Below are 13,156 nucleotides of genomic sequence, written 5' to 3'. Positions count from 1 at the left end.
CATTGCGCTAGGGCGCGGCCCCACGCGAGGGAGCCGACGTCCCGTCAGCGGATGGAAACGAAGACGTGCGATGCCACTTCCGGGGGCAGCTCGAGCGCCCCTTCTATGCCCGGAACCCGCACGGAGATGTACTCCCCCACGCGCTCCAGGGACACCGAGGCGCCGGGCCTGATTCCGCCCTCGTCCAACTGGACCAGCAACTCAGGCTCCACCTGGATGGGCTCGGCCAACCGGCTTACCGTCACGTTCGACGCCGGCCCGTAGGCCTGCATCGCGTCCAGGAGATTAATCACTCCGGCATCAGGCAGCGCCGACGCCGGCCCGCCCAGGGCCGCCAGCCCGGGGATGGGATTGCCGTAGGGAGAATCGGTGGGGTGGTTGAGCAATTCGTAAATGCGCTGCTCAACGCGTTCGCTCATCACATGCTCCCAGCGGCACGCCTCATCGTGGACGTAGGCCCAGTCCAGGCCAATCACGTCCGCCAGGAGCCGTTCCGCCAGCCTGTGCTTGCGCATCACTTCCGTGGCGCGCTTCCGCCCGGCCCCGGTCAGTTCCAGGTGGCGGTCTCCGGAGACCACCACCAGTCCGTCGCGTTCCATCCGGCCGATGGTTTGGGACACGGTGGGGCCGGAATGCCGCAGGCGTTCGGCGATGCGGGCGCGAAGAGCAACGATGTTCTCTTCTTCAAGCTCCAAAATGGTCCGAAGATACATCTCCGTAGTATCGATCAGATCCGTCATCCAGCTCAGCTCCTCGAGCGCAGTACCTTGCGTTGTCCCACCGTATCGCGTCCAGCACCGGCGAGGTCCGGTAAAAAGCTTAGCCTATTTTGAGTTTGTCCGGATAATCCCCGGACGGGGCCCACATGGTCTCATTGGCCGGACTATGACGGTGCCGGTTCCTGCCCACTCGAGGGGTTCAGGCAGAATAAGGGAGGCCCTTAATGCAGTCACTGCCGACTACCGGCCACCCCACCGTCCGGACGTGAGCGACGTCCATGTCGAAATTGGAGCCCCCGTGAGCGAAACCAGCATCACTATTCCTGCCGACCTCTTGCCAAAGGATGGACGGTTCGGCGCGGGACCGTCCAAGGTCAGGCCGGAGCAGCTCGAGGCGCTCTTAGCGGCGTCCAAGACCATCCTGGGCACCTCCCACCGCCAGGCCCCCGTCAAGAACCTCGTAGGCTCCGTCCGTGAAGGCCTCAGCCAGTTCTTCCGCGCCCCCGAAGGCTACGAAGTGGTCCTCGGCGTCGGCGGCTCTACAGCATTCTGGGACGTCGCCAGCTTCGGTCTGGTGGAGAAGAAGGCCCAGCACCTGTCCTTCGGCGAGTTCGGCTCCAAGTTCGCCTCGGCCACCAACAAGGCCCCGTTCCTGGACGCCTCCTCCATCATCACGTCCGAGCCCGGCACCCGCCCGGCATCGGCCGCCGAGGCAGGCGTGGATGTCTACGCCTGGCCGCAGAACGAAACCTCCACCGGCGTCGCGGCTCCCGTCAAGCGCGTCGCAGGCGCCGATGCCGGTTCCCTGGTCCTGGTGGACGCAACCTCCGCCGCCGGCGGCCTGGACGTGGACGTCTCCGAGGCCGACGTCTACTACTTCGCCCCGCAGAAGAACTTCGCATCCGACGGCGGCCTGTGGCTGGGCCTCTTCTCCCCCGCCGCGCTGGAACGCGCCGCCCGGATCAAGGCCAGCGGCCGCTGGATCCCGGATTTCCTGGACCTCCAGACCGCCATCGACAACTCCAAGCTGAACCAGACCTACAACACGCCGTCGCTCTCTACCCTGGTGACCCTCGACGCGCAGGTGCAGTGGCTCAACGCCAACGGCGGCCTGGACTTCGCGTCAGCCCGGACCGCTGAGTCCGCCGGCCGGATTTACTCCTGGGCCGAGGCCGCCGAGTACGCCACCCCGTTTGTGGCCAAGCCGGAGGAGCGTTCCAACGTCATCGCCACCATCGACTTCGACGACTCGATCGACGCCGCGGCGATCGCCAAGGTGCTGCGCGCCAACGGGATCGTGGACACCGAGCCGTACCGCAAGCTGGGCCGCAACCAGCTCCGGATCGCCACGTTTGTGGCCATCGAGCCGGCTGATGTCACTGCGCTGCTGGCAAGCATTGATTACGTGGTGGGCGAGCTGCGCAAGTAGCGCTCTCCCGCGAAGAGGCCAGCTGTCAGCGTTCGACGGCGTCGTCCGGGTTTTCGTCCCAGGCGTCGCCGTTTGCGTTGTCCCCCGGTTGTTGGACGCCCAGATGCGAGACGACGCCGAAGTACCGCAGGCCGCGGGCGCGGCGGTTGAAGGTGAGCCGGAGCTGCTGGGCGCGGATGATCCAGATCATTCCGATCACGGCGGCGATGATCCCGGACGCGGCCGCCACGGAAAGGGACCACCGGGGGCCAGCGACGTTGGCCACCCATCCCACCAGGGGGGCGCCTATGGGTGTGCCGCCCATAAAGATGGCCATGTACAACGCCATAACCCTGCCCCGCATGACGGGATCGGTGGTGGTCTGGACGTAGCCGTTGGCGCTGGTCATCATGGTGATCGCGAACAGGCCCACCGGCACCAGCGCTACGCCGAACCAGAAGTAGTTCGGGGCAAGCGCCGCCAGCCCCGACGTCACGCCAAAGGCAGCCGCCGCGCCGAAGATCATCCGAAGGCGGGGTTTGCCGCGGCCGGCGGATAGCAGCGCCCCCGCCACGGACCCGATGGCCATGATGGAATTCATAAGCCCAAAGGCGCTGGCATCCAACCCGAATTCCGTGCCCACCATCGCGGCGATGAACAGTACGAAGTTCAGCCCGAGTGTGCCCACGATGAACACGGCTACGAGGACCACCAGAATGTCCGGCCGGAACCGGACGTAGCGCAGCCCTTCCCTGATGCGGCCCTTGCCCGGAGCGGCCCGGGGAAGCCGGCGCAGCGACGCGGAGGGGATTTTCCATAGGCTTAGGAGCATGGCCAGGAACGTGGCGGTATTGATCAGGAACACCCAGCCAGGACCAACCGCCACGGTGAGCACGCCGGCCACGGCGGGTCCGATCATGCGGGCGACATTGAAGGAGGCGCTGTTCAGGGCCACTGCGTTGGGCAGGTAGTCGTCCCGCACGAGTTCGGAAACGAAGGTCTGACGGACCGGGGCATCGAGCGCGGACACCATGCCCAGCAGCAAGGCAAAGCCGTAGACGTGCCACAACTGGCCGGCGCCGAGCACCACCAGGAGGCCCAGTCCGGCGCTCAGGAGGGCCATCATTGACTGCGTCATGATCAGCAGCTGCCGGCGGCTGTACCGGTCAGCCACGAGGCCGGCGATGGGCGCCAGGAAGAGCTGCGGTCCCAGCTGCAGCGCCATGGTAATGCCCATGGCCCCGGCGTCGTGCTCGGTGAGGTGGTCAAACACCAGCCAGTCCTGGGCCGTCCGCTGCATCCAGGTTCCGATGTTGGAAACCAGTGCGCCGATGAACCAGATCCGGTAATTGAGGATGTGCAGGGATTTGAAGGTGGACATCAGTGCCGGCCTTCTTGGTCCTCAACCCTGCGCATTCTCAACTGCTTAGTCAGCCTCGCCTGCGGGTTCGTCGTCCTCGGCGTCTTCGTCATCGGACCCGGAAGCGTCAGCCTCGGCCGGCGAAGCGTCGGCCTGCGAAGTCTCCGGCTCCGAAGCGGAAGCAACAGCAGCGCGCGGTTCCTCTTCCTCTGCCGCCTGTGCGTCCTCGGGGCGGACGCGCTCTGCCCACGGCACCCACTCCGGGGAAAGGATGGAATCCTCGGACGGCAGGAGGCCAAGCTCGCTGACCGTGACCACCTTGGAGCGGGAATTCCTGGTCAGGACCGCATACCACTGCCAGCCGTCGTAGCCGGCCATTTTTGATTCGAAGAGGTGGGTGACCAGGCGGTCGCCCTCACTTTTGGCAGCCAGGTGCGCACCGATGTCCGACGCGGCCGTGACGCCTTCGATGGCGGTCCGCGCCTCACCAACGGCAGCAGCGAGGAAGGCGTCCGGCTTGCCGGTCCGCCATACGGGGACGCCGGTCCGGGACTTGGCCCCGGCTTTGGCGCCCACCGTCTCCGGTGCCGTGGTGTCCGGCTGTTCAGCTTCCGTGTCCATGGCCAAGACCTAAACGTCCAGCTCGTCGGCAACCTTACGCAGGGCAGCCGCGATGGCCTTGCCCTTGTTGCCTTCCGGGTACTTGCCCGCGGACAGGGTTCCGGAAAGGTTGTCCAGCACGCTGACCAGGTCCTGGACGAGCGGCGCGAGGTCCCGGGCGCTGGGCCGCTTGGCCTTGGCGATAGACGGCGTTTTGTCCAGGACTCGCAGGCCCAGGGCCTGCGCGCCCTTGCGGCCGTCGGCAACGCCGAACTCAACGCGTGTGCCTGCCTTCAGCTCCGTGATGCCGTCGGGCAGCGATGATTTGGGCAGGAAGACTTCCTGGCCGTCCTCGCCTGCGAGGAATCCGAAACCTTTTTCCTTGTCATACCACTTGACCTTGCCGGTAGGCACGTAATCAACCTTCTTCGTTCTGACGTCTTCTGACACGGCCGGCAGTCACCGCATCCGCACTGATGTGCGGGTTCAGGGTATGACAGCAACGGACCGTGTTGGTCTGTTCCTCAAGGTTACCGGTCGCCCGGCTGTTAGCGTTACCTGCATGACACCCTCGCGATACCGGCGCCCACTGATGATCTGCGCAGCGGTTGTTGCCATGCTTTCCCTCGTGGCAGTGGGCGCCGTCATGGCGCTGGCCTTCGCAGGCTCCCCCGCTCCGGCCTGGGTCACCGCCACTGCCTTGTACGGGTTGCCTGTGGCGTTTCTGCTGATGCTCTTCCTGGTGCTGGACAGCGTAGCCGGCCGGCGCCGGGCAGGAAAGTCCAGCGGGCGGTAACGTTGGACTGATGTCCCTAATCCGCGCGCTCAGCAAAGAACTGGAAGCACGCAGCGATGACTCGTTGCGGGCGCTCTTCGCAGCGCGGCCGGACCTTATGTCCCCCGCGGTTCCTGACTTTTCAGCCCTGGCCGCCCGGGCAAGCGCGCGGGTCAGCGTCCAGCGGGCGCTCGAACGGCTGAACAGGCCGCAGATGCAGGTGCTGGAAACCCTGCATCTGTGCACCAACACGGACACCGAACACAGCGCATCTGCGGCGGGCGTCCGGAAACTCATTGCAGGATCCACGGTGGTGGCGCTGGAACGCATCCTGGCCTCGCTCCAGGAACTGGCTTTGGTGCACCGGGCCGAGCCGCCGCATGGAACGGCGGCCTCGGGCCATCGGCAGCGCTACTACCTGCCGGTGGGAAGCCTCAAGGACGTGGTGGGAATCTATCCTGCGGGGCTGGGGCGCAGCTACACCGAGCTGGTCAGGCTTCAGCCCGCGTTTGCCCAGCGGGTTGTCCAGCTCGTTGCGGAGCTGCACCGCAGCGGCGTCTCCATCCAGAACGCCACCACCCCCATGGAGGCAGCCTTGGCGCTGCAGCATTGGACATCCTCGCCCGAGGCACTCAGCGCGGCTCTGGCCGGAGCCCCGGAACGCACGACGGCGCTGCTCGCCAAATTCCGCAACTGGGCCATGGGTGCCGTCCCCCAGGCGCAACGGAAAGCTTCGGTCTCGAACCAGGGCGCCGACGTCGGGCCCGTGGACTGGCTCCTGGCCCGCGGCCTGCTGGTCCCCTTGGACGCCGCGCACGTGGAACTGCCGCACAGCGTGGGGCTGTCGTTGCGTGACGGCGCCATCATCAATGACTTCTCCCTTTCCCCTCCGGTTCCGGAACTGGGCAGCACTACCGCCGCACTTCGTCGGAACGCGGCGCTGGGCGCCATCGCTGAAACCCTCCGGCTGGTGGGGGATCTGCTCCATGCCGTCCGCGAACAGCCGCTGGCCACGCTGCGAAGCGGCGGCGTAGGCGTCCGGGAAATGAAGCGGCTGGCCGAGACACTGCGCATCGACCAGCACCGGGCGGGCCTGCTGCTGGAGATCAGCGCCCTCGCCGGCCTGTTGCGCCTCGATGTGGACTCGTCCTCCTGGGTGCAGCCCCCGCAGCTGGAGTGGCTGTCCCTCCCCCGCCAGGAGCAGTGGCTGTGGCTGGTCAACGCTTGGCTCGCGAGCGAGCGTGTGCCCTCACTCGTGGGTCAGCCCGTTACCGGCCCGGGCGGCGTTCCCGCCGTGCACCGTGCCGTGGCTGGGAATACCGTCAATGCCCTTTCAGCGGAAGCGCAGCGGCCGGATGCCCCGGTGGTCAGGAAGCGGATCCTGGAAATTCTGGAAGAGCTCACGCAGGAAGCTGCCGCTGCGGACGGCACGGCGCCAGTCCTCGACGCCGCGGCAGTGCTCCAGCGGGCTGAATGGACGCAGCCCCGGATGGCCCGCCGGTTCAGTTCCCTGATCAGAGGTGTGCTGGCGGAAGCAGAGCTGCTGGGGTTGATCGGCTCCGGTGCGTTGAGCCAGCTGGGCAGCGCCATTGCCGAAGACAAGCCGGACGAGGCCCTGGGCATCCTGGGCGAGCACCTGCCCGCGGCGCTGAACCACGTGCTGCTCCAGGCGGACCTGACGGCAGTTGCCCCGGGTTACCTGGCTCCGGAGCTGGCGGAAAAGCTGCTGTTGATGGCCGACGCCGAGGGGCAGGGGCCCGCCACCATCTACCGGTTCTCGGCCAACTCGGTCCGGCGCGCCCTGGATGCCGGGCATGACGCATCGAGCCTGCTGGAGTTCCTGCGTGAGCACTCGGCCACGGCAGTGCCCCAACCCCTGGAATATTTGGTGGAGGACACCGCGTCCCGGCACGGCCGGCTCCGGGTGGGAACGGCCGCCAGCTTTATCCAAAGCGATGATGAGGCAACGGTGCTGGAGCTGGCGGCCGAGTCCAAAGCAGCCGGGTTGGGGCTGGCCCGGATTGCGCCGACCGTGCTGATCTCCACTGCTCCGCCGCGGGAAACGGCGCAGGTCCTGCGCGGGCTGGGCCTCTCGCCGTCGGTGGATCAGGCCCAGCCCGGAGTGGTCCGGCTCCGGCGCACCACCGGCGTTCCGGGCAGCACCCGCCCCGTCTACACAGCGCCGCGGACCGCGCCAGCGGAGGACGACGTCGCTGCGCAGCTCGCCGTCCTGCGGAACGGGCGGCCCGCAGCCAACGGAAACCACACACGTGCAGTGCCGGGTACCGGCGAAGCCGCAACCCAGCTTGGCCTGGAGACCCTGCAGCGGGCTATCCGGCTTAAGCAGCGCGTGAGCATGAACGTAGTGGACAGCCAGGGGAATTGCTGCCTGGAGACAGTTGTTCCCCTCTCCGTAACCGGCGGACGCGTCAGGGTCTTCGATCCTGTCAAGGAAACCGAACGCGTGCTCTCCATCCACCGCATCATCGATATCGAGGCCGCAGAAGAACTGCGCCAGTGAAGGACGGCCCCGCGTGAACGACGGCCCGCTGATCGTCCAAAGTGACAAAACCATCCTGCTCGAAGTGGACCACGAACTGGCCACCGAGGCGCGCCACGCGATCGCGCCTTTCGCCGAACTGGAGCGCGCTCCGGAGCACATGCACAGCTACCGACTGACCCCCCTGGGCCTGTGGAACGCGCGCGCCGCCGGCTTGGACGCGGAGAAGGTCCTGGACACCCTGCTCAAATACTCGCGGTTCCCGGTGCCGCATTCGCTGCTGATCGACGTCGAAGAAACCATGTCCCGGTACGGGCGGCTGCGGCTGGAAAAGGACCCGCAGCACGGCCTGGTGATGCGCACGGACGACTACCCTGTGTTGGAAGAGGTCATCCGGGCCAAGAAAATCCAGCCGCTGCTGGGTCCGCGGATCGACGGCGAAACCATTGTGGTCCATTCCTCACAGCGCGGCCAGCTCAAGCAGCTGCTCCTGAAAATCGGCTGGCCGGCGGAGGATCTGGCCGGCTATGTGGACGGCACACCCCACCTGATCGTGCTGAACGAGGACGGCTGGAAGCTCCGCCCATACCAGCAGCTCGCCACCGAGAATTTTTGGGCCGGCGGCAGCGGCGTGGTGGTGCTGCCCTGTGGTGCGGGAAAGACCCTGGTGGGTGCCGCGGCCATGGCCACGAGTTCCACCACAACCCTCATCCTGGTGACGAACACCGTGGCCGCCCGGCAGTGGAAGGACGAACTGCTCAAGCGGACGTCCTTGACGGAGGATGAAATCGGCGAGTACTCGGGCGCGGTCAAGGAGGTCCGGCCGGTCACCATCGCCACCTACCAGGTCCTCACCACCAAGCGCGGTGGCCTCTACCCGCATCTGGAGCTCGTGGACGGCCACGACTGGGGCCTGATCATCTATGACGAAGTCCATCTGCTGCCGGCTCCGATCTTCCGGATGACTGCGGACCTGCAGGCGCGCCGCCGGCTGGGCCTCACCGCCACCCTGGTCCGCGAGGACGGCCGCGAAGGCGAGGTCTTCAGCCTGATTGGACCCAAACGGTATGACGCACCCTGGAAGGACATCGAAGCGCAGGGTTATATCGCGCCCGCGGACTGCGTGGAGGTCCGCATTGACCTGCCCCGGGACGAACGCGTGGCGTACGCCATGGCCGAGGACGCGGACAAGTACCGGTTGTGCGCCACCTCCGAGTCCAAGACCCTGATCGTGGAACAGCTTGTGGCCCGGCACCAGGGCGAGCAACTGCTCGTGATCGGGCAATACATTGACCAGCTGGATGAGATCGGCGAGCGCCTGCAGGCTCCCGTCATCAAGGGCGACACCTCCGTCAAGGAACGGCAGAAGCTCTTCGACGCCTTCCGCGCCGGCGACGTGAACACCCTGGTGGTGTCCAAGGTGGCCAACTTCTCCATCGACCTGCCGGAGGCCTCGGTGGCCATCCAGGTTTCGGGATCTTTCGGGTCCCGGCAGGAGGAAGCCCAGCGGCTGGGCCGGCTGCTGCGGCCGAAGAAGGACGGCCGGGCGGCCCGCTTCTACTCGCTGGTGGCCCGGGACACCCTAGACCAGGAGTTCGCGGCCAAGCGGCAGCGCTTCCTGGCTGAGCAGGGGTATGCCTACCGGATCATGGACGCCAAGGATGTCGAGCAGCCCGGCTGAGCGGCGTCCCTCGCGGCCCGGCCGCCTCCAACGTCAATTGATTCAGATCAGCGGGCCTCCCGCGTCATCACGAGACCCCTTGGGACGCGTCCCGTTCTGTGGCACCTGTCCGGGGGTCGAACTGCGGCCGCTGGTAGGCTAGTTCACCGCCGCTGCGTCCCCCAAACGGCCGGCCGTGGTCAGCGAACTCTTCCCGGAAAAAGGCGAGGCACCACTGCCCCATCTGGATCCGCGCACCTGTGCGGAGCACGGACTCACCTGTTGGGGAAACACTTCCGCCGACCTCACCGTGCGGAACCAGGATGTACTCGTCAGCGTCGCTGTGTCTGATCTGGGCGTGCAGCGCGTCCAGGCCCGCAAGCTGCAGGTCCGAGCCGGGGTCGCTGCCGATCAGCAACGTCTCCTTGTCCAGATTGACCTCCCGCGGAATCTGGCCGGTCCACGTGGACGAATTCTGGACAAAGATCAGTCTCGGCCGTCCGCTCCCACGGGTGTAGTGGGTGGTGGTGGCGCGGCGCACGATGTTGCGCCTGACCGTAGGCATCACGGGCAGCAGTGTCTGGGGCGGCAGCAGCGAAAATCCCTGGGCAGCACGCCTCCTGCCCGGCCTGATCAGCGGCATCAAGGCGCCTAGGTTCCCCAGCTTGATATTGGGAGACCTCGTGATCAGCCGCTGCGTAGGCGGGCTGTGAACCGCGCCGATACTGACAATGTGTCCGTCCGGACCCTCCACGGTCACAGTGAGTCCCTGCTCAGCGAACGTCTGGGCCAGGGGCCTTATCTGGTCCAGGGACGGCGCCCTGCCCGACAAGAACGGGTCAATGGCGTCTAGGGAGACCGCGACTGAGCTTCCGGCCGCCCGTGCACTGCCCCGCAGTACGGTCCCCGACTCGTCCGTGTACGAGAAGTCCAAATCCATGTCCAAGCGGTATCGGACCACCGTGGCTCACCCTCGGTTCTTGTCGGACCCTGCGGCGTCCTTGTCACTCGTTGTCACCCGCAGGCTTCCGTTGAGCTTCCAGGTTGCCCGCGGTGCGTCGCTTCCGATATCGCGCGGAACCTCCACAGTCATGTCTATGAACTCATAGTTGATGGCCGCACCCTTACCGGTCAGGTACGACCACATCTCCTCCGCGAGGTCGGCCCAGTCGCGGATGCTGCGGTCAGAATTGGCGGTGCTCTCTGTTGCGATGATGTCAGACATGGTCATTCCCGTTTCATTAGGCGATGATTGAAACCCCAGCGCGGCTCAGGCTAGCCCGCTGGCCCCAGCGTAGCCCCGGCCGTGACACGGCGAAACCCTGGAAGCGGTGAACGTTCCGGGACAAAAAAGGGTTCCCCTGACTCCCCCCGCTGCACATTATCCAGCCGCGGGAGGATAAAGCGGCCATGTCCAGCCTCCTGTCCGCCAATGAAGCCACGGAACGCCCGGACCCCTGCGGGCCACAGCTCCCACCGTGCTCACACCAGTCATCCAGAAAACTCACAGTTTCTGGGAGCATGATGGGAGCATGAAGAAGACCGGCCCAGAAGCCAAGCTGCTAGTTGTTGATGACGAACCCAACATCCGCGAGCTGCTGTCCACCTCGCTCCGCTTCGCAGGCTTTGAGGTGATATCTGCCGCCAACGGCCGCGACGCCCTGGCCGCCGCCGAGCTCCACACGCCCGATCTGGCGGTACTGGACGTGATGTTGCCGGACATGGATGGCTTCACCGTCACCCGCAAGCTGCGGGCTTCGGGCAAGCACTTCCCGGTCCTGTTCCTTACGGCGAAGGACGACACCGAAGACAAGGTCACCGGCCTCACGGTGGGCGGTGACGACTATGTCACCAAGCCGTTCAGCCTGGACGAAGTAGTGGCCCGCATCCGCGCGGTCCTGCGCCGGACCCAGCCCATGCACGACGACGACGCCGTGATCCGGGTGGACGACCTGGAGCTCGACGACGACGCCCACGAGGTGCGCCGCGGCGGGACCGTGATTGAACTGTCCCCCACGGAATTCAAGCTCCTCCGCTACCTCATGCTGAACCCCAACCGGGTGCTGTCGAAATCCCAGATCCTGGACCACGTCTGGGAGTACAACTTCAATGGCGACGCCTCGATCGTGGAGTCCTACATCTCCTACCTCCGGCGCAAGGTGGACATTGATCCGGACGCACCGGCACTGATCCAGACCAAACGCGGAGTGGGCTACGTGCTCCGGACGGCAGAGAAGCGCTGACCTTGCTGCAGCGGTGGAAATCGGCCTCACTGAGGTCCCAGCTGGTGGCCATGATCATGGCTCTGCTGATTATTGCGCTGACTGCGACCGGCGCCGGCACCCTGACGCTGCTGCACAGCTACCTCCAGGCACAGGTGGATGACAAGCTGTACGCCGCCGTCGACCTGGCCAGCAAGCAGCGCTCGTTCACCCAGTTACAGGCACCCACCAACCCAATGGTCCCCAGTGACTACTCGCTGATCCTTTACACCCCCGGTGGGGACCCGCAGCTGTTGGGCGGCAATCCGGATGACCACCCCGACATCTCAACCATCTCCGTTGAGGACGCCCAGGACAGGGGCGCGCGTCCTTACCAGGTGCGTGGCACGGACGGCCATAATTGGCGGGTGGTCGCGGTGACCGTGCTCTATATCGGCCAACCCGCCGTTGTTGTCATCGGATTGCCGCTGCAAAGCGTGGACGATGTCCTCAAGCACGCCACCCTGGTGGTCACCGGCGTCGGCCTGCTCACCCTGCTGCTGGCCTCCCTGATCGCCAGTTGGACCGTGTCGCGGTCGTTCCGGCCGCTGGCCAAAGTGGAAAAGACCGCGGCCGCGATCGCCGCCGGCGACCTCTCCAGGCGCGTGGACGTCGAGAATCCCGGCACCGAAGTGGGGCGGCTCGGCAGTTCACTCAACGCCATGCTGGCGCACATCGAGACGGCCTTCGCCGCCCGGACAGCCTCCGAAGGCAGAATGCGCCGGTTCGCAGCAGACGCCTCCCACGAGCTGCGTACCCCACTCGTGACCATCCGGGGTTTCTCCGAGCTTTACCGCCATGGTGCGCTGGCCACCGACGAGGACGTGGCCACGGCCATGGGGCGGATCGAAAGCGAAGCCAAACGGATGGGTTCAATGGTGGAGGATCTGCTCCTGCTGGCGCGCCTGGACGAACAGCGCCCGCTCCAGCAAAAGCCCGTTGACCTGCAGCTGATCGCCCATGACGCGGTGGTGGACACACAGGCAAGCGACCGCTCCCGTCCCATCTCCCTGGCCGGCCTTGGTGAGGATCGGGCCGCACCCGCTCCCGTGCTCGGTGACGAAGCAAAACTGCGACAGGTGGTGGGGAACCTGGTGGGGAACGCCCTGCGCTACACCCCGGACGGCAGCCCGATTGAACTCGCCGTCGGGGTCCGGACCTCCGACGGCGGGCAGCCGGTCGCCGTGATCGAGGTGCGGGACCATGGCCCCGGCATCTCAGAAGAGGATGCATCCAAGGTGTTCGAGCGTTTCTATCGGGCGGACACGTCCCGGACGCGGGAGACCGGCGGCAGCGGCCTGGGGCTCGCGATTGTCGCGGCCATCGTGGGATCGCACGGCGGGTCCGTCAGGGTGGAAACGACCGACGGCGGCGGGGCTACCTTGGTGGTCAGCCTGCCTGTTAGGGAAGACGCCACCGACGAGGCTCAAACGGGCAATGCCCACTCCGGCGATGGCAAGGTTATCCACATATAGCCATGGAGCGTGGCATGCGGGCAGTATCCGTCCGTAGGCTCGCTGTAGTGGCCCGGCGCAGCCGGGCGGGCAGCAGATACTGTCCCACTACTTCGAGAGGCAGCTAGCCATGAGCATCATTTCCGTCGACACCGAACTCCTTCAGCTCAAGTCGGCCAACGTCAAAGCAACCGTGGACCGGATCAGCTCGGACGTCCAGACCATGAAGCGAGGCCTGGACGAACTGCAGTCCACCTGGCGGGGCTCGGCTGCCAACAACTTCCAGGCCCTGGTGACCGAGTGGACCCTCACCCAAGGCAAGGTGGAGGCGTCGCTGGCATCCATCAACATGGCCCTGGCATCGGCAGCGTCCACCTACGCACAGGCCGAGCAGGGCAACACCCAGCGCTTCAGCTGAG

General features: G+C 66.1%; 13 protein-coding genes. 7 read left to right on the top strand and 6 right to left on the bottom strand.

Going from position 1 to position 13,156, the window contains the following annotated elements; translation table 11 throughout:
* Positions 1-44: 44 nt before the first annotated feature.
* Entirely contained in the window at positions 45-740 is a 696-nt protein-coding gene (locus ACQCS0_RS04595; protein WP_354155793.1) for a metal-dependent transcriptional regulator, read from the bottom strand.
* Positions 741-1,017: 277 nt separating this feature from the next.
* Here ACQCS0_RS04595 and serC point away from each other — a divergent pair, with 277 nt between their 5' ends.
* Positions 1,018-2,148, top strand: a complete 1,131-nt coding sequence (gene serC, locus ACQCS0_RS04590) for a phosphoserine transaminase (protein ID WP_354155794.1) — start codon at positions 1,018-1,020, stop codon at positions 2,146-2,148.
* 25 nt (positions 2,149-2,173) lie between these two features.
* Here the strand turns inward: serC and ACQCS0_RS04585 are convergent, their stop codons facing one another.
* From ACQCS0_RS04585 to ACQCS0_RS04575, 3 genes are read right to left on the bottom strand one after another with little or no spacing between them, the layout of a single operon-like run.
* Positions 2,174-3,508 (bottom strand): MFS transporter, encoded by a 1,335-nt coding sequence (locus tag ACQCS0_RS04585; RefSeq protein WP_354155795.1) that lies wholly within the window; start codon positions 3,506-3,508, stop codon positions 2,174-2,176.
* A gap of 45 nt (positions 3,509-3,553) precedes the next feature.
* Entirely contained in the window at positions 3,554-4,108 is a 555-nt protein-coding gene (locus ACQCS0_RS04580; protein WP_354155796.1) for a DUF3027 domain-containing protein, read from the bottom strand.
* Positions 4,109-4,117: 9 nt separating this feature from the next.
* The gene (locus tag ACQCS0_RS04575) at positions 4,118-4,501 is read right to left on the bottom strand and encodes a cold-shock protein (RefSeq protein ID WP_160677866.1); all 384 of its coding nucleotides are present in this window, start codon (positions 4,499-4,501) and stop codon (positions 4,118-4,120) included.
* Positions 4,502-4,649: 148 nt separating this feature from the next.
* Between ACQCS0_RS04575 and ACQCS0_RS04570 the strand changes: the two genes are divergently transcribed.
* Genes ACQCS0_RS04570 through ACQCS0_RS04560 form a run of 3 tightly spaced genes read left to right on the top strand, consistent with a single transcriptional unit; the run spans position 4,650 to position 9,043 of the window.
* Complete coding sequence (locus ACQCS0_RS04570; RefSeq protein ID WP_354155797.1) at positions 4,650-4,883, top strand: hypothetical protein; 234 nt, start codon at positions 4,650-4,652, stop codon at positions 4,881-4,883.
* A 10-nt stretch (positions 4,884-4,893) separates the two neighbouring features.
* Positions 4,894-7,383, top strand: a complete 2,490-nt coding sequence (locus ACQCS0_RS04565) for a helicase-associated domain-containing protein (RefSeq protein ID WP_354155798.1) — start codon at positions 4,894-4,896, stop codon at positions 7,381-7,383.
* A gap of 13 nt (positions 7,384-7,396) precedes the next feature.
* Positions 7,397-9,043, top strand: coding sequence for a DNA repair helicase XPB (locus tag ACQCS0_RS04560; RefSeq protein ID WP_354155799.1), 1,647 nt, complete (start codon positions 7,397-7,399; stop codon positions 9,041-9,043).
* 67 nt (positions 9,044-9,110) lie between these two features.
* Here the strand turns inward: ACQCS0_RS04560 and ACQCS0_RS04555 are convergent, their stop codons facing one another.
* Both ACQCS0_RS04555 and ACQCS0_RS04550 read right to left on the bottom strand, forming a co-directional pair.
* Entirely contained in the window at positions 9,111-9,962 is an 852-nt protein-coding gene (locus ACQCS0_RS04555) for an FHA domain-containing protein (RefSeq protein WP_354222570.1), read from the bottom strand.
* Between the two features lie 27 nt (positions 9,963-9,989).
* A complete protein-coding gene (locus tag ACQCS0_RS04550; protein ID WP_354155833.1) occupies positions 9,990-10,247 on the bottom strand; it encodes a hypothetical protein in 258 nt (85 codons plus the stop codon).
* Between the two features lie 307 nt (positions 10,248-10,554).
* Between ACQCS0_RS04550 and ACQCS0_RS04545 the strand changes: the two genes are divergently transcribed.
* The 3 genes from ACQCS0_RS04545 to ACQCS0_RS04535 all read left to right on the top strand — a co-directional run bounded on the left by ACQCS0_RS04545 (position 10,555) and on the right by ACQCS0_RS04535 (position 13,155).
* Positions 10,555-11,265, top strand: a complete 711-nt coding sequence (locus ACQCS0_RS04545) for a response regulator transcription factor (protein WP_354155801.1) — start codon at positions 10,555-10,557, stop codon at positions 11,263-11,265.
* A gap of 2 nt (positions 11,266-11,267) precedes the next feature.
* Positions 11,268-12,758 (top strand): HAMP domain-containing sensor histidine kinase, encoded by a 1,491-nt coding sequence (locus ACQCS0_RS04540; protein ID WP_354155802.1) that lies wholly within the window; start codon positions 11,268-11,270, stop codon positions 12,756-12,758.
* A 109-nt stretch (positions 12,759-12,867) separates the two neighbouring features.
* Positions 12,868-13,155, top strand: a complete 288-nt coding sequence (locus ACQCS0_RS04535; RefSeq protein WP_058932786.1) for a WXG100 family type VII secretion target — start codon at positions 12,868-12,870, stop codon at positions 13,153-13,155.
* Position 13,156: the final 1 nt, after the last annotated feature.

This window comes from Pseudarthrobacter sp. S6 (assembly GCF_050156575.1).
In the GTDB taxonomy this organism is placed as follows: domain Bacteria; phylum Actinomycetota; class Actinomycetes; order Actinomycetales; family Micrococcaceae; genus Arthrobacter.
The sequence above is the reverse complement of the archived record's forward strand: the minus strand, read 5'-3'. Positions and strand labels throughout refer to the sequence as shown.

Coding starts and splice junctions, on each gene's coding strand:
- ACQCS0_RS04595 (WP_354155793.1), bottom strand. CDS start 740: ATGACGGATCTGATCGATACTACGGAGATGTATCTTCGGACCATTTTG.
- ACQCS0_RS04585 (WP_354155795.1), bottom strand. CDS start 3,508: ATGTCCACCTTCAAATCCCTGCACATCCTCAATTACCGGATCTGGTTC.
- ACQCS0_RS04580 (WP_354155796.1), bottom strand. CDS start 4,108: ATGGACACGGAAGCTGAACAGCCGGACACCACGGCACCGGAGACGGTG.
- ACQCS0_RS04570 (WP_354155797.1), top strand. CDS start 4,650: ATGACACCCTCGCGATACCGGCGCCCACTGATGATCTGCGCAGCGGTT.
- ACQCS0_RS04565 (WP_354155798.1), top strand. CDS start 4,894: ATGTCCCTAATCCGCGCGCTCAGCAAAGAACTGGAAGCACGCAGCGAT.
- ACQCS0_RS04555 (WP_354222570.1), bottom strand. CDS start 9,962: ATGGATTTGGACTTCTCGTACACGGACGAGTCGGGGACCGTACTGCGG.
- ACQCS0_RS04550 (WP_354155833.1), bottom strand. CDS start 10,247: ATGTCTGACATCATCGCAACAGAGAGCACCGCCAATTCTGACCGCAGC.
- ACQCS0_RS04545 (WP_354155801.1), top strand. CDS start 10,555: ATGAAGAAGACCGGCCCAGAAGCCAAGCTGCTAGTTGTTGATGACGAA.
- ACQCS0_RS04535 (WP_058932786.1), top strand. CDS start 12,868: ATGAGCATCATTTCCGTCGACACCGAACTCCTTCAGCTCAAGTCGGCC.